Source organism: Streptococcus mitis (assembly GCF_000722695.1).
GTDB classification, from domain to species: domain Bacteria; phylum Bacillota; class Bacilli; order Lactobacillales; family Streptococcaceae; genus Streptococcus; species Streptococcus mitis_O.
In genome coordinates, this window is record NZ_JPFU01000015.1 from 162,178 (window position 1) to 178,078 (window position 15,901).

The following is a 15,901-nucleotide window of genomic DNA, read 5'->3' on the forward strand; positions in this document are numbered from 1 at the left end:
TAGACTGGGCAATAACTCTATTTCAGAATAAAACGAAGCAAGTCTCTACATAACAAAACGCATACTACCAAGGTTTAAGTCCTAATAATATGCGTTTTCTTTTTTATTCAACGTGGGTTGTTTGATTGGCAAAGGCGATAATGGCTTGCTTCAATTCATCTCCACTGAGAGTTCGGAACTCTTCAATTTTTTGATCGATGGCTTCTAGAGGCATGACATTGACCTTACCAACGAAAATCTTATCCATAACCTGATTGTCAACGAGTTCGGTTGATACCAAGAGTTCTTCGTAGAGTTTTTCACCTGGGCGGATTCCCACTTCAACGATTGGAATTTCACTTTCAGTGTGGCCACTTAAAAGGACCATTTTCTTGGCCAAGTCATAAATCTTGACGGGTTTGCCCATATCAAGGATAAAGACTTCGCCATCCTTGGCATAAGCACCTGCATGGATAACCAAACGGCTAGCTTCTGGAATGGTCATAAAGTAACGGGTCATGCGGAAGTCTGTCACTGTTACAGGACCACCTTCAGCAATCTGACGTTCAAAGACTGGAATTACACTACCACGACTACCAAGAACATTCCCAAAACGAACAGCACAGTAGGTGGATTGACTACGTTGGTTAAAGCCAGTAACAATCAACTCAGCCACGCGCTTGGTTGCTCCCATAACATTAGGTGGATTGACCGCCTTATCCGTCGAAATCATAACCATCTTAGGCACCTTGGCTTCATCAACAGCCCTAGCAACATTGTAGGTTCCACGGATATTGTTTTTGAAGGCTTCTTTTGGATTGCGCTCCATCATAGGAACGTGCTTGTGGGCAGCCGCATGATAAACAATAGCAGGCTTGTACTGCTCAAAGACTTGCAAGAGACGGTCGTAGTCTTGAATATCTGCAATAACAGGTACATAATCAATCCCTTGGAACTTGCGAATCAATTCATGATACACAAGGTAAATTGAGTTTTCCCCGTGACCGAGCAAGACGATGCGTTCAGGATTGAAGCGGCTAACTTGGCGACAGATTTCAGAACCGATTGAACCACCAGCTCCTGTAACCAAGATCGTTTTTCCAGTAAGTTCTGTACCCAGACGCGATTCGTCAAGACGAATTTCCTGACGGCCCAAAAGGTCTGTGATATCAATCTTTTGGAAGCCTCCACCTGCTTGGTGAAGTCCTTGAACAACAGTTTCAACCTTAGGCATCTTGTAACATTTGACACCCAGCTTATTACACATCTGCAAGATACGCTCATACTCTGACGGATCAAGCGACGGAATCGCAACGATCACACGCTCGATTTGATGGCGTTTAGCTAATTCAGGCAGATTGTCATAAGAGCCCAAAACAGGGATACCACCAAGTTTTTGACCCTTTTTCTTTTCATCATTATCCAAAATACCAACAAGTTCTAAATCACTGGTTGGGTGTTGGTAGCTGTTCATAAAGAGAGCTCCACCATCGCCAGCACCAATCAAGAAGGTACGACGGTGTTCTCCATCACCACTGCCTTTTTTACGTTTAGAGTAGATTAACTGCCAAGTAATCCGTGGCAATAAAATCAAGAAGGTACTCAACAAGATAAAGAGAATGATAAAACGGATTGAAAATAGAGGTAAGAAGGCATAGCAGATGCTATATGACAAGACACTGCTCGCAGTCACACCAAAAAAGATTTTCATAAAATCCGTAATCTTACTGTAACGGCTGATACTAGCGTTCAACCCCCAAAATCCAATCATCAATTGATAAAACAAGAAGGCCAAACTCGTATAGATAATGTAGTCAACAGGTGCTGGATTAATCAATCCGTAAAATAAGATATAAGATACAATGATGGAAACCACCATACTGAAAATATCAAATATGCCCCAAAAGACTTGTTTTTGTTGTTTATTTAAAATTTCCACCAGATCAATGACATAATCCGTGAGTTTTTTATTCATAGAAATTTACTCCTCCTTAAAAGAGCTGAATGGTTATATTGTTATTATAACACTTTTTTATCCAGTTTACGATTTGCTACAATCTTTTAATTGCTTTTTCGTAACAGCTTCATAAAAATAAACTGTCTGACAAATCCTGGACAAAGGGCAACAACCATCTGAATCGCAACACTCTTGGCGTACTCTCTGTAAGAAATTTGCCCTCTCTTCAGCATGCGCTGACGAGCTTGACGATAGAGTTTGAGGTAACGCAGTCCCCCACGACGCTCAAACATCCCTGCTCCGACACGAACCTGACACAAGATTTGATCCAGATTTCCAGTCTTGGCTCCTGTAGCAATCATATTGAGCCAAAGGAGGTCATCCTCCATATAAAGGCCATCCTCATAGTTGCCTGCCTTGAGAACCATGTCCTTCTTGAACATGACAGTCATATGGTTAAAGGCACTTCTCATCCTTTGATAAGCCACAATATCTGCATGTTGAGTCGGAACACGACGGTAAGAAACAATCTCATCAGGATTATCAATAAATTCTGCAATATGGCCACCTAATAGGTCGAGGTTGTCCTTCTCCATTAACTGAACCTGTTTCTCAAAACGATCTGGAACAGCAATATCATCCGTATCCATACGGGCAATAATATCATACTGACACTGCAAAACACCCTGTCGAAGAGCCAGACCCAAACCTTGATTCTGCTCAAGAGGATAGCGTTTCACTGGAATATCAGACTCAGCTTCAAGCTGGTCTAATACCTGATAGAGCTCAGGAGTCAAAGGCCCATCCTCAACCAGAACCAACTCACTCGGTTTCAAGGTTTGATTTTGAATACTATTAATGGCATCTATCAAAAATGTCGGATTTTCCTTTACATAGACCGACATCAAGACGCTGATTTTTTGCTTTTCAAGCACAGTTTTTCTCCAATATATAGATTTCCTTCCACTATTTTATCATAATTTTCAAGACTTTCCCATTTTTATCTTGAAAGCCCAAAACCTTACTTGACATTATAAGGAAAAAACCTTAAAATAAGCTGTTATTAAAATCAGCTAGAAGAGGTATTATATGAAAAAGCAATCACTCTTTTTTGTTCCAGGTATTATACTAATTGGTGTTTCCTTGCGGACTCCTTTTACTGTTTTACCCATTATTTTGGGAGATATTTCGCAAGGACTGGGAGTCGAAGTTAGTTCACTTGGTGTCCTGACCAGCCTTCCTCTCCTCATGTTTACCCTCTTCTCACTATTTTCTACCCGACTGGCTCAGAAAATTGGCTTGGAGCATCTTTTTACCTACAGCCTCTTCTTCTTGACTATCGGTTCTCTGATTCGACTAATCAATCTACCCCTGCTCTATCTAGGAACCTTGATGGTTGGGGCAAGTATCGCAGTCATCAATGTTCTGCTTCCTAGTCTTATCCAAGCTAATCAACCAAAGAAGATTGGTTTTCTGACCACCTTATATGTAACGTCTATGGGGATTGCGACGGCTCTGGCCTCCTATCTGGCTGTGCCTATTACACAAGCCAGTTCTTGGAAAGGACTTATCATCCTCCTCACCCTGCTCTGCCTAGCAACTTTTTTGGTCTGGCTCCCAAATCACCGCTATAATCACAGACTGGCTCCACAAACCAAACAAAAAAGCAAAACAAAGGTCATGCGTAATAAACAGGTCTGGGCAGTGATTGTCTTTGCAGGTTTTCAATCCTTGCTCTTTTACACTGCTATGACTTGGTTACCGACCATGGCTATCCATGCAGGCCTATCCAGTCACGAAGCTGGCTTGCTGACCTCTATCTTCTCTCTGATTAGCATTCCTTTTTCAATGACCATCCCAAGCCTGACAACTAGTTTATCTACTCGCAACCGTCAGCTCATGCTCACTCTGGTTTCACTAGCTGGTGTTGTCGGCATTTCCATGCTCTTTTTCCCTGTTAGTAATTTCTTTTACTGGCTTGCCATCCATCTTCTCATCGGAACTGCAACCAGCGCCCTCTTCCCTTATCTCATGGTCAACTTTTCACTCAAGACAAGCGCCCCTGAAAAGACTGCCCAGTTGTCTGGTTTATCTCAAACAGGAGGCTATATCCTAGCAGCCTTTGGACCGACTCTCTTTGGTTACAGTTTTGACCTTTTCCACTCTTGGGTACCAGCTGTAGCGGCCCTCTTGCTCGTCGATATCCTGATGACTGTGGCTCTCTTTACAGTAGACAGAGCTGATAAAATCCTCTAAACTCCTAGTAAAAACTAGGAGTTTTTTATATATAAAAATTTTACACATTTTTCTTGACAGGGCTTTCTTTTAGATGTACAATGTATGTGTAGAAAAATTATATATAAAAATCTTACACATTAGAAAAGGAGGTTTCTCATGTACTTTCCAACATCCTCTGCCTTGATTGAATTTCTCATCTTGGCCGTACTGGAAAAAGGGGATTCTTATGGTTATGAGATTAGCCAGACCATTAAGCTGATCGCTAATATCAAAGAATCTACACTCTATCCTATCTTAAAAAAATTGGAAGGCAATAGCTTTCTGATAACCTACTCTAGAGAGTTCCAAGGTCGCATGCGCAAATACTACTCCTTGACAAATGGTGGTATAGAGCAACTCTTGACCCTAAAAGATGAATGGACACTCTATACAGACACCATCAATGGCATCATAGAAGGGAGTATCCGCCATGACAAGAACTGAATACCTGACTCAGCTAGAACTCTATCTCAAAAAACTGCCTCAGGCTGACCAAATCGAAGCCATGGACTATTTCAGAGAACTCTTTGACGATGCTGGAGTCGAGGGAGAAGAGGAACTCATCGCTAGTTTAGGAACTCCCAAAGAAGCGGCCCACGAAGTTCTCTCAAATCTTCTTGATAAAAAAATCAATGAAGCACCTGCTCAAAAGAATAACCGACAAATTTTGCATATCGCCTTGTTAGCCCTACTTGCAGCACCCATCGGTATTCCTTTAGGAATCGCCATTCTCTTGGCTCTTTTCGCAATCCTTGTGGCCGCTTCGAGCGTCATCTTGGCTTTCTTTGTAGTTTCCATACTTGGTATCATCGGTGGATTCCTATTTTTAGTTGAAAGTTTCACTGTCTTAACCCAAGCTAAATCAGCCTTTATCTTGATTTTTGGTTCTGGTTTACTGGCTATCGGTGCTTCTTCACTAGTCTTACTAGGTATTTCCTATGTAGCCCGCTTCTTCGGCCTACTCATTGTTCGCCTGGTGCAATTTGTTCTCAAAAAAGGAAAGAGAGGTGACCAGCATGCGTAAGTTTACAAAAGGATTTCTCATTTTTGGTGTGGTGACTACCATTATCGGCTTTATCCTGCTCTTTGTAGGCATCCAATCTGACGGGATTAAGAGTTTGCTTGCCATGTCCAAGGAGCCTGTCTATGATAGTCGGATGGAAGAGTTCACCTTTGGCAAGGAAGTCGAAAACCTAGAGATCACGCTCCACCAACACGCGCTGACCATCACAGACTCTTTCGATGATCAAATCCACATTTCTTATCATCCATCTATTTCTGCTAACCATGATCTTGTCACAAATCAAAACGACAAAACTCTAAGCCTCACTGATAAGAAACTGTCTGAAACTCCACTTATCTCTTCTGGAATCGGCAGGATTCTCCATATCGCAAGTAGCTACTCTAGTCGTTTTGATGAAGTTATTCTCCAATTGCCAAAAGGAAGAGCTTTAAAAGGGATCAACATCTCAGCCAATCGCGGTCAAACTAGTATCACCAATGCCAGTCTTGAAAATGCGACCCTCAATACAAACAGCTATATCCTCCGAATTAAAGGAAGTCGTATCAAAAACAGTAAACTCACAACGCCCAATATCGTTAATATCTTCGATACAGACCTTACAGATAGTCAGCTAGAGTCAACAGAACATCACTTCCGCGCTGAAAATATTAAAGTATATGGTAAAGTAGAACTATCTTCTAAAAATGCGCTCAGTATCATGCTAACTCAAAAAGAAAGCCAAGAAATTAACTTAGACCTCTCGAGTCACCATGGTTTTATTTATCAATTATTAAGAGATAAGAGTCAACAGAAACCCAACGAATTAAGCAACCCTTACAAAACTGAAAAGACCGATGTAAAAGGTCAACTCATAGCTAAGGCTGATGATTATATTAGTCTTGAGACTACAGCCAACAGACCTTAACAAACCTATTTATATCGACCACAATAACGCATATCTAACTAAAAAGGAGGTTCTACCATGAAACAAGAATGGTTTGAAAGTAATGATTTTGTAAAAGCAACAAGCAAGAACAAGCCTGATGAACAGCCCCAAGATCTTGCAGACAAGGCTGAAGAAACTATAGTTAATCTCGATACGCCAATTGAAAAAAATATTCAAGTAGAGGAGGAAGTCTCTCAAGCTGAAGTCGAACTAGAAAGCCAGCAAGAAGAGAAAATTGAAACTCCTGAAGACGGTGAAACGAAAACAGAAATAGAAGAAAAGAAAGCATCCAATTCTACTGAAGAAGAGCAAGACCTTTCTAAAGAAACAGAAAAAGTCACTATAGCTGAAGAAAGTCAAGAAGCACTTCCTCAGCAAAACACAACCACGAAAGAGCCCCTTCTTATCAGCAAATCCTTAGAAAGTCCTTATATCCCCTACCAATCTCCAAAATCTAGGGATAAATGGAAAGAGCATGCGCTTGATTTTTGGTCTTGGCTAGTGGAAGCAATCAAATCTCCTACAAGCAAGCTTGAAACAAGTAGCACACACAGTTATACAGCCTTCCTCTTGCTCATTCTGTTTTCTGCATCTTCCTTTTTCTTTAGTATCTACCACATCAAACATGCTTACTATGGACATATAGCAACGATGCATAATCACTTCCCTGAGCAGCTAGCTCCTTTAACTCTCTTTTCAATCATCTCTATCCTAGTAGCGACAACACTCTTCTTCTTTTCATTCCTCTTGGGTAGTTTTGTCGTGAGACGATTTATCCACCAGGAAAAAGACTGGACGCTAGAAAAGGTTGTCCAACAATACAGTCAACTCTTGGCAATTCCAATCTTCCTCACTGCTATTGCTAGTTTCTTTGCCTTCTTTGACAGCCTACGATTTACAGCCCTCTTATGTGTGATTAGCATTGGAATCATTCTGCTTGCCAGCCTCCATATCATTACGAGACCTAGTCAATCAAGTGAAACCGACTCCTTTTATCAGTTATTCTTATCTGTCCTTGTGAACGGAGTCATTATCCTCCTCTTCTTTGTAGCTGAAGTGGCACTGATTGGAGATTATCTTCGTATCTTGGCCTTTCTTTAAACTTCAATCCTGTCTTCCATGGCAGGATTTTTTCTATGCCAAAAAGCAAGTCGATTGACCTGCTTCTGCTTTACTTTTCTTGTGCCAATCCTTCAAAATCTTGTCCAAGGATGGGTTGTACTTCTATAGTTTAGTAGTATAATAACGTTGCTATGAAGTTCGTTATTCCAAATATTTAACAAACTAGGAGTCTCAATTTGATAAGAGTCCGCATCAATACCATAGCTTTTTAGTATATCTTCTATATCAAACAAAGACAGTCCTTGGTGGTTATTGTTATCAAATTGTAGACTATCTAAATGTTCTAATTTTGGGAAATAGTAAGAAATGATTGTCTTTACACAAGCCATTCCACAATCCAGCAAAGTTGCTTGTTTATAGTGGCTAACCATTATTTTCTCCTTTTTCAACACTTATCTTACTATAACCATCAACTTCAATGACGCTATTCGAAGTTTGATTTGTCGTAGGAACCCTTAAAACTTCTCCTGTATTATTTGTATGTAAAGTATAGATTCCATCAAAGTCTTCAGGAACTGTAATAGATACATCACCAACAAGAGTATCTATAAATATTTTTTCGAAAGTCGCATTTTTCCCTAAGGAAATGGTTACATATAACTTATCTTTCCCTTGTGAACTCAAAGCCAAATTAAAGCCATGTTGTGAAAATGGAATATATAGACTATCTGAACTCATTTTAACGTTTTTAGTTATGTTATTCACTGATTCTTCGGAAACTTTTCCTTCTATTTGAACACTTGTTTCATCTGATTCACTCTTGACAACTTTAACATCAATTGCTTGCTTTGAACCATAAAACTCTAACGTTTTGATGCTTTTAGAAGAAAGAGCCCACGATTGTTTTACACTGATTGTCGTCTCTCCTCGTTTTAAGGTTAATAAAATTCCAGCTACTACAAACAGTAACAACAGCCCAATTACAATTCCTATTTTTTTCATCATTAGTACTCCTACTTAAATTCTTTTTTACTGAATACAACAAACGTAAGTACAATCACTGCTATACTTACCAATATAGGATAGCCTACATTCGTAAGAGTAAATTGACTTACCTCAGGGGAAGTTTTCAAATTTAAAGTCATTAGTAAATAGTCTCTCACACTCTCACCAGAGTTTGGAAGGACGTAAATCAATAGGTTATCAAACAGTAAAATATAGAGTGTATAAATCATACATGATTCATAAACCTTATCAAATATTTGAAAAATCAATAACGAGATACTGATAATAACCAAATAGTATGGTAGCTGGTGTAAAAATGTCGAAACAATCAACACCATGTCCCCTTCCAAATAGACGAGAGCTGTTAAACTATAAAAAATAGTTACATATAGGAAAGACAAACAAAAAGCTCCCAAAGTTTTATATAAAAATAACTTCCATCGTTGTTTTTCTTTTGTAAGGAGAATGTTAATCGTACGGAAACTATAATCTTCCCCCCAGAAAAATAAATTAGTAGAGATAAAAAGTAAAGGAATAAAACCACTCACATTTGAAATCAATACTCGAAATGCTGGTTCATCTTCATTCGATGACTTAAAAAATAAGGAGAATAACAAAATCAATAATCCTATCAACAAACTAGGAAGCACTCCTCTTTTTTCCCAGTAAAATTTATACATATCTGCTTTAAGAGAATTCATGACTCTCCTCCTTTCTTAAATCATCAGATAATATTACTCAAATAGTAGTCCTCAAAGCGTTCCTTCTTAATATATATATCCTGTATCACTAGATTTGAAGCAACACTATATTCCAAGATAACCATTAATTTTTCCTTTTCTGGCACAACCAGATAGTCCTCCTGCTCAAAATGAACAATGCCCTCTTCTTTTAAAAACGTTTTTAGAATCTGATTATTACTCGTCTTAAGGAAGAGCTTTTCTGACAAATCATTTGCTAACTCTTTTGAACTCATCACATTTAGAATTTTCCCCTTTTTCATAATGATATACTTATCTGTTATAAACTCCAACTCCGATAGGATATGGCTTGAAATCAAAAAGGTAACTCCCAACTGATCCCTTAAATTCAAAATCATTTTTCTTAAATCTGAAATCCCTTGAGGATCTAAACCATTCACTGGTTCATCTAAGATAATAAGCTCTGGATTATCCAAAAGAGCAATTGCTATCGATAGTCTTTGCTTCATTCCAAGGGAATAGTTTTTTACTTTTCGATCCCATGATGTTTGGGGTAGGCGAACCAATTCCAACATTTTTATGATATCTGTCTTTAAACCAAATCTTGTTTTATAATATTGCAAGTGTTGACGTCCAGTCAAGTTTGGATAAAGGGCAGGTGATTCGATAATACTGCCAATCTTATGCTGAGAAACACTCTTGATTTTTCCCTTATCAGATTGAATTAGTCCTAGGAGAATTCTCATTAATGTTGTCTTTCCAGCACCATTCTCTCCGATAAGACCACATATTTCCCCTTGCTCAATATCAAAGGAAATATTATGTAGAACCTGTTCTTTCCCATATGTTTTATCAATATTTTTAAGACTTAAAATCACACGATTCATAGTTTCTCTCCGTTCATTATACCCTTTGCTTTCATGAATTATCCTCCACCTCTGAAATCCCAAAATTCTTAACATCTGTAATTTCCTCAGGCAGAATTACAACTCGCTCTTCGCCTGCATCTAAAATTGCTAGGCGAAAGATTTCGTTATTTAATGCTATCTCTACTAACTTTTGATCAGTCGTGTTATTTCGAACTATCAAACTGTGGCGAGTTTGTGTAAAAGTCTCTAGTAAGATACTAAGATTCCCCATCTCTTCCCTCCTAACCCAAATAACTCTCTTGACTTTTCATTACATCTCTAGTTTAACGCTTTCAAAAATAAAAAAACATGACAAAAATGTCATGTTAGCTCTCCATTTCCTCAAAAGTTTTTATATCTTTTTCTTTTTCTCCCAATATACGCGCTTCTAATACTGAGTCCCCAAATGCTTGAGCACAAATAATAGCTCTATCGTATAAGCGGATGGCTTTTTCCTTATCCCGTTTATGAAATAAGGTACACATAGCATCTAGCATATCAACAATTGGCTTGTTTTGAAAATCCTGCGATAAAATCATCAGCCTATTCATCGCCTTAACATAAGGCTCAAAAGTGGAGTAAGATTTTTCCATCCATTGAACAGCTAAAGAATCAAGCACTGTTCTCTTTAACATATAAGCTGTCTCTAAATCTGATGAATTTGTTTCTCTTATCAGTTTTTTAGAAAGCATCCAAAATAGTTCATGATGATACCCAATCGGTCTTGCTAAACACGAAACAAAGTACAATTTTATAAGAAGCAAATCATTCACCGAATAGTTTTTCCTTATCTTTACTTGTTCAAAATATTCATCAAGCAAAGCATCGCCAAAACCTGCATCTTCACTTACAAAGACATCAAAACTAGCTTGTAAGGCACTAACTGCAATCTGCTCATCCTCAGGTAGACTGTCATAATAGTGTTCGTAAACTCTTTCAAACAACTCTTCCTTAACCTGGATTCTATCATCATCTCCATAAGTTTGAAACTTAATGAGTTTATCCTTTAATATCAAGTACTCTGAGGGTAAAATCATATGATCCATATCTACTATATGTGAAATTGGACAGCCTAGTTTGTAAGCTATATACTCTACCTTGGATAAACTCGGGGAAGACTGGCCTGATTCAATTCGTGCTAGTTGGCGCACCGTTATCTCAGTTTCATCATCACAAAGAGTTTCACGAGTGATATGTTTCATCTCTCGCAACATTCGGATTCTTTTACCTACTTCTATTTTTATATCCATTTGTTTACTCTCCTGATAACTATTTCCATATAAAAAATAAATTTCCTGTATATATTTTACTATTTTCTATGGAGATAAGCAATATTTGAAATATATATAACTATCTTTGTGTTATGACATAAATTTTAGTTTAACTGTTACTACACCTTGGCAATTCCAATCTTCCTCACTGCTATTGCTAGTTTCTTTGCCTTCTTTGATAGCCTGCGATTTACAGCCCTCTTGTGTGTGATTAGCATTGGAATCATCCTGCTTGCTAGTCTCCATATCATTACAAGACCAAGTCAAGCAAGTGAAACCGACTCCTTCTATCAATTATTCTTGTCTGTCCTTGTGAACGGAGTCATTATCCTCCTCTTCTTTGTAGCTGAAGTCGCACTGATTGGTGATTACCTTCGTATATTGGCCTTTCTTTAAACTTCAATCCTGTCTTTCATGGCAGGATTTTTTCTATGCCAAAAAGCAAGTCGATTGACCTGCTTCTGCTTTACTTTTCTTATGCTAATGCTTTAAAATCTTTGTCTAAGATGGGTTGTACTTCTAATTGATTGGCATCTAGTTGGTGGTAAGATGCTGATGGTAGTGACTCTAGGAATTTTGCATAGTTCAAGCGAGCAATGGCTTCATAGTCTTCTGGTTTAGAGCCGTCTCCTGTGATTTGAACCAAGTCAATCTCCCACTTGACTTCCTTATCCACCAATTGCTCCATATAGGCTGCAGGAACAAATGGTTCTCTCGGTAAAACGGTCTTGACCCCTTGAGCCAGATGGTAAACACCGTGCACTTGGCCTTCTCCATCCTGATAGAAGGAAACTCTTGCAAAGTAAGCATCTGTCTCTTGAACTGCACGTACACGCGCTTCAAACTGTGCCAAGCCATCTTCCTCTAAAAAGCTTTTCAAATCCTCATGACTAAAGAAAACAGGATTAAAAATTCCTTGGCAAATCGTAAAACGGGCTGCAGTGTCTGCTAGATGAGCTTGAATACCTGCTTGGAAATAAGCTTCAAAATCAAAACCATCTAGTCCTTCAATCTCCGTTCCTGTATAAGCAAGCAGAGCATCTAAAAATGACTTGATAATCCGCCAGTCCGTCTTCGTTAGTAGGTTAGGAAGATCGACACGGTAAGCCTTTGGACCATCATCATAACTAACCTTAAAGAGAAATTGTGATTGCCCTACTATCGCACACTCGATATACTCGAGACGGTTAAGAGGCTGACGGAGATAGACGGCATCATAACTATGTGACTCCAAACCATCTACCAAGGCCAAGATAGACTTGGCAGTCAAAATTTCCTGTTCTCCTAAAATGCTCTGTTTATTTGGAATAAAAAATGTTTTCGTCATAACTGGACTCCTTTTGAAACCGTTTACATATAGTATACCCTATTTTTCTGAAAGATACAAAAACAAACTTTATACTCTTCGAAAATCTCTTCAAACCACGTCAGCTTCGCCTTGCCGTAGATATATGTTCCTGACTTCGTCAGTTTCATCTACAACCTCAAAACAGTGTTTTGAGCAGCCTGCGGCTAGCTTCCTAGTTTGCTCTTTGATTTTCATTGAGTATTAGATTTTTTTAGTAAAAAGCATAGAAAAACAGCCCCTAAGGACTGTTTAATCTTATACAGTAGCTGCTTGATCCAAGCTTTCACCGATAGTGGCTAAGCGCTCGATAACTTCAGCTTGTGTCAATTCATTTTCTGAAACATAGCGGTTACGTGGGTGAACACGGCACTCGTGTGAGCATCCACGAAGGTACTTGTCTTCATTTTCTTCTGATGTCAAGATACGACGGTTACAGAATGGATTTCCACAGTTGACATAACGTTCACATGGTGTTCCATCAAACCAGTCTTTCCCTACGATGGTTGGGTTGACATGGTTTACATCTACGGCGATACGCTCGTCAAAGACGTACATTTTCCCATCCCAAAGCTCACCTTGAACTTCTGGGTCTTTACCGTAAGTTGCGATTCCTCCGTGCAATTGGCCAACATCTTTGTAGCCTTCACGGACCATCCAACCTGAGAATTTCTCACAGCGAACGCCACCTGTACAGTAAACCACGACACGCTTGTCCATGAATTTTTCCTTGTTATCACGGACCCATTGTGGCAACTCACGGAAGTTGCGGATATCTGGACGGATAGCTCCACGGAAGTGTCCTAGGTCGTACTCATAGTCGTTACGTGTGTCAAGGACAACAGTATCTTCGTCAAGAAGAGCTTCTTTGAACTCTTTTGGAGACAAGTAGGCACCTGTTGTTTCAAGTGGGTTGATGTCGTTGTCAAAGTCGTTGTCTTCCAAACCAAGGTGGACAATCTCTTTCTTGTAGCGAACAAACATCTTCTTGAAGGCTTGTTCATTTTCTTCGTCAATCTTGAACCAGAGGTCTTCCATTCCTGGGAGGCTATGAACGTAGTCCATGTATTTTTGAGTTGTTTCATAGTCACCTGAAACTGTTCCGTTAATTCCCTCGTCAGCGACTAGAATACGGCCTTTAAGGCCGATTGATTTACAGAAAGCCAAGTGGTCTGCAGCAAATTGCTCTGCATTTTCAATTGGAGTATAAAGGTAGTAAAGTAAGACACGAATATCTTTTGCCATAAGATTTGTTCTCTTTTCTATTCTTAAATTTTCAGAATTTTTCATCTAACAATACTAGTATACCTGCTTAAGAAAACGAATGCAATTTATTTGACTGGAAATTGTAGAAAGGGATTTATCCCTGCATTTCATTAGTAACCATAGCGAATAGCAGATAATTCTCTTAATTTCTTTATCTTCTCTGCTTGACTTTTTGACAAAGTCAGCTTATTGTCAATCAACACACGTGAGATGTCAACATTCATTTGACTCAAAATAAATGGAGTAGAGGTCCCATCTTCCTTTAATCGCCTTTTATAACTCACTAACAGATTTTTCAAAGGAGCAAGTTGAGGCGTATTGTTTATACCTTCCAATAGATGACTTATAATCGTCATGGCTTCACAACGTCTTTCGCTTCCTCCAGCAAACCATTTTAATGGTGTCATACTCATTTACCTCCTGAAATTCGTTTATAAATTGAAAAACTATAATCCCTAACTCTCATGCTAATATTTTACCCAAACACCCTATGTAAAAAAGTCAGCAGAAATGGTAAGGTCGCTACAATATTATTGATAACATAAGACGCACTTAACGTTTGAAAAATAAAACTTAATCTTAACTACCGATTTAGCAACTAATCTAGCAAGCCACAATAAACCATCTCCTTGAAATACTAGACCTATCTAGACTGAACTTAAATTTTTGTTTAGAGGTTAGACAAAAACTCAATTTCAGGAAGAAACGAGGTAAATCTTCCCACAATAAAACGGACATGATAAAAGTCCTCATCGCTCCAAACAACACTATCTATGAAAATCATGAGTATGGTCATCTGCAAAATCAAAACTCCCTAAAACCACAGCTACCAACTCTGCTTTTGGGAATATGTATATGCCGATAGCAACTTTTCCAAATTTGACAGAAATAACCAAAGAAGCCATAGATAATAGCTTTTCAGCCTCTATTTCCTGTTTTATTCATTTTAACTGTACCATAATCCCTCCAATAGTCAAGCAAAATAATTTCTTTTAATCTATCATTCCTCTTGAGTTTATCGAACTAAGTCACCTATAACTCGAAAAAGGTATAGAAATAGAATGTTTCACGAGAAACACTCAATTTCAAGTTAACTAGCAAGAAGTCTTCTCTTGTAAGCTTGTAGGACAAGCATTTTTTCAGATAGTTGTTGAAGCAATTTTCGATGAATGCAACTTCTTTAGGAGTCGTTTTCTTAGTTCCTTTAGGTAACCATCTACGAATGAGCTTATTGTGATTCTCATTAGTTCCCCTTTCCCAAGAGGCATAGGGGTGCGCATAATAGATGTGTTCCTTAGAAAACACATCAGACAAGCGGTTAAATTCTGTTCCGTTATCTACCGAATTTGATGCTGTTTTAAGATGAGTTTTAAAGCCTGATTGACCGACTCAACGCTTTTATTTGGAATCAATCGGATGATTTGATGTCTACTTCTTCTATCATCAAGAAAAGTGTATAGTAGTTTAGTAAAAAGTATCACCTTTTATACTAAACAAAGCAACAAACTAAAGAATCTTTCCTAACCAACTAAAAGAACTCATTTATAAGTATGGATCAGACTTACAACATCAATAACAAATCTTTAGCAAGGAAAAATTGATGTGAGCTACTGTTTGATTTCTGAAAAGTATAATAACTACCTTGATAGAAGACACTGATGGTGTTCGATATACCTATCATACTCATCAGATAAAGGCTTGTTTGGGTTACAAGAGATGTAATCTGATAGGTAAGCGCCAAGTGAGAATTTACATGGGATTGGTACTTATGGCCAATAACCTCCTAAAACATAATATATAGAACCTAGAATAGTACACCACTATTACTAAAACATTTCTAGAGATTAATACTCAATGAAAATTAAAAAGCAAACTAGGAAGCTAGCCGTAGGCTGCTCAAAACACTGTTTTGAGGTTGTAGATGGAACTGACGAAGTCAGCTCAAAGCACGGCTTTGAGGTTGCAGATAAAACTGACGAAGTCAGTAACATATATACGTCAAGGCGAAGCTGACGTGGTTTGAAGAGATTTTCGAAGAGTATAATTTGACTTTCCTAATTGATTTGTTCAGATCTTATTCCAATCTACTATACAATAAGAGAACAACTCAAAATTAAAAAGCTAGAGTTTCGCAATTGGAAATCTCTAGCTTTTTTGTGGTTGAGAACTATTTTGTCTCAG

General features: G+C 38.4%; 16 protein-coding genes and 3 pseudogenes. 6 read left to right on the forward strand and 13 right to left on the reverse strand.

Going from position 1 to position 15,901, the window contains the following annotated elements; translation table 11 throughout:
- Positions 1-103: 103 nt before the first annotated feature.
- Both SK629_RS10310 and SK629_RS10315 read right to left on the reverse strand, forming a co-directional pair.
- Positions 104-1,954: a polysaccharide biosynthesis protein gene (locus tag SK629_RS10310; protein ID WP_042901795.1), complete on the reverse strand. Its 1,851-nt coding sequence runs from the start codon at positions 1,952-1,954 to the stop codon at positions 104-106.
- 86 nt (positions 1,955-2,040) lie between these two features.
- Positions 2,041-2,871 carry a glycosyltransferase gene (locus SK629_RS10315; RefSeq protein ID WP_042901796.1) on the reverse strand — a complete coding sequence of 277 codons (831 nt, stop codon included), beginning with the start codon at positions 2,869-2,871 and terminating at the stop codon, positions 2,041-2,043.
- Positions 2,872-3,025: 154 nt separating this feature from the next.
- Between SK629_RS10315 and SK629_RS10320 the strand changes: the two genes are divergently transcribed.
- The 5 genes from SK629_RS10320 (at position 3,026) to SK629_RS10340 (ending at position 7,263) form a co-directional block, all read left to right on the forward strand.
- The gene (locus SK629_RS10320) at positions 3,026-4,192 is read left to right on the forward strand and encodes a CynX/NimT family MFS transporter (protein ID WP_042901797.1); all 1,167 of its coding nucleotides are present in this window, start codon (positions 3,026-3,028) and stop codon (positions 4,190-4,192) included.
- Between the two features lie 138 nt (positions 4,193-4,330).
- A complete protein-coding gene (locus SK629_RS10325) occupies positions 4,331-4,657 on the forward strand; it encodes a PadR family transcriptional regulator (RefSeq protein WP_042901798.1) in 327 nt (108 codons plus the stop codon).
- Positions 4,644-5,237: a DUF1700 domain-containing protein gene (locus SK629_RS10330; RefSeq protein WP_042901799.1), complete on the forward strand. Its 594-nt coding sequence runs from the start codon at positions 4,644-4,646 to the stop codon at positions 5,235-5,237. The genes SK629_RS10325 and SK629_RS10330 overlap by 14 nt, the downstream gene beginning before the upstream one ends.
- Entirely contained in the window at positions 5,230-6,141 is a 912-nt protein-coding gene (locus SK629_RS10335; protein ID WP_042901800.1) for a DUF4097 family beta strand repeat-containing protein, read from the forward strand. Before SK629_RS10330 ends, SK629_RS10335 begins: the two co-directional genes overlap by 8 nt.
- Positions 6,142-6,198: 57 nt before the next feature.
- Positions 6,199-7,263: a DUF6574 domain-containing protein gene (locus SK629_RS10340; RefSeq protein ID WP_042901801.1), complete on the forward strand. Its 1,065-nt coding sequence runs from the start codon at positions 6,199-6,201 to the stop codon at positions 7,261-7,263.
- A gap of 92 nt (positions 7,264-7,355) precedes the next feature.
- Here the strand turns inward: SK629_RS10340 and SK629_RS10345 are convergent, their stop codons facing one another.
- The 6 genes from SK629_RS10345 to SK629_RS10370 form a co-directional block, all read right to left on the reverse strand.
- The gene (locus SK629_RS10345) at positions 7,356-7,655 is read right to left on the reverse strand and encodes a cysteine peptidase family C39 domain-containing protein (RefSeq protein WP_042901802.1); all 300 of its coding nucleotides are present in this window, start codon (positions 7,653-7,655) and stop codon (positions 7,356-7,358) included.
- Complete coding sequence (locus tag SK629_RS10350) at positions 7,648-8,229, reverse strand: hypothetical protein (RefSeq protein WP_042901803.1); 582 nt, start codon at positions 8,227-8,229, stop codon at positions 7,648-7,650. Before SK629_RS10350 ends, SK629_RS10345 begins: the two co-directional genes overlap by 8 nt.
- 8 nt (positions 8,230-8,237) lie before the next feature.
- Complete coding sequence (locus SK629_RS10355; RefSeq protein WP_042901804.1) at positions 8,238-8,930, reverse strand: ABC transporter permease; 693 nt, start codon at positions 8,928-8,930, stop codon at positions 8,238-8,240.
- A 23-nt stretch (positions 8,931-8,953) separates the two neighbouring features.
- Entirely contained in the window at positions 8,954-9,817 is an 864-nt protein-coding gene (locus tag SK629_RS10360) for an ATP-binding cassette domain-containing protein (RefSeq protein ID WP_042901805.1), read from the reverse strand.
- 31 nt (positions 9,818-9,848) lie between these two features.
- On the reverse strand, positions 9,849-10,070 hold the full coding sequence (locus SK629_RS10365) for a hypothetical protein (RefSeq protein ID WP_042901806.1): 222 nt from the start codon (positions 10,068-10,070) through the stop codon (positions 9,849-9,851).
- A 94-nt stretch (positions 10,071-10,164) separates the two neighbouring features.
- Positions 10,165-11,088: a helix-turn-helix domain-containing protein gene (locus SK629_RS10370; RefSeq protein ID WP_042901807.1), complete on the reverse strand. Its 924-nt coding sequence runs from the start codon at positions 11,086-11,088 to the stop codon at positions 10,165-10,167.
- A 147-nt stretch (positions 11,089-11,235) separates the two neighbouring features.
- Between SK629_RS10370 and SK629_RS10375 the strand changes: the two are divergent.
- Positions 11,236-11,505, forward strand: a pseudogene (locus SK629_RS10375) (DUF6574 domain-containing protein); the annotation flags it as partial.
- Positions 11,506-11,584: 79 nt separating this feature from the next.
- Here SK629_RS10375 and SK629_RS10380 read toward each other — a convergent pair.
- The 5 genes and pseudogenes from SK629_RS10380 to SK629_RS11845 form a co-directional block, all read right to left on the reverse strand.
- Positions 11,585-12,436, reverse strand: a complete 852-nt coding sequence (locus tag SK629_RS10380) for a DUF4299 family protein (protein WP_042901809.1) — start codon at positions 12,434-12,436, stop codon at positions 11,585-11,587.
- Between the two features lie 276 nt (positions 12,437-12,712).
- Complete coding sequence (locus SK629_RS10385) at positions 12,713-13,699, reverse strand: rhodanese-related sulfurtransferase (protein ID WP_042901810.1); 987 nt, start codon at positions 13,697-13,699, stop codon at positions 12,713-12,715.
- A 131-nt stretch (positions 13,700-13,830) separates the two neighbouring features.
- Positions 13,831-14,127 (reverse strand): bacteriocin immunity protein, encoded by a 297-nt coding sequence (locus SK629_RS10390; RefSeq protein WP_042901830.1) that lies wholly within the window; start codon positions 14,125-14,127, stop codon positions 13,831-13,833.
- A gap of 68 nt (positions 14,128-14,195) precedes the next feature.
- Positions 14,196-14,270, reverse strand: a pseudogene (locus tag SK629_RS11840) (CPBP family intramembrane glutamate endopeptidase); the annotation flags it as partial.
- Positions 14,271-14,752: 482 nt separating this feature from the next.
- Positions 14,753-15,198: pseudogene (locus SK629_RS11845) on the reverse strand (IS30 family transposase); the annotation flags it as partial.
- Positions 15,199-15,901: the final 703 nt, after the last annotated feature.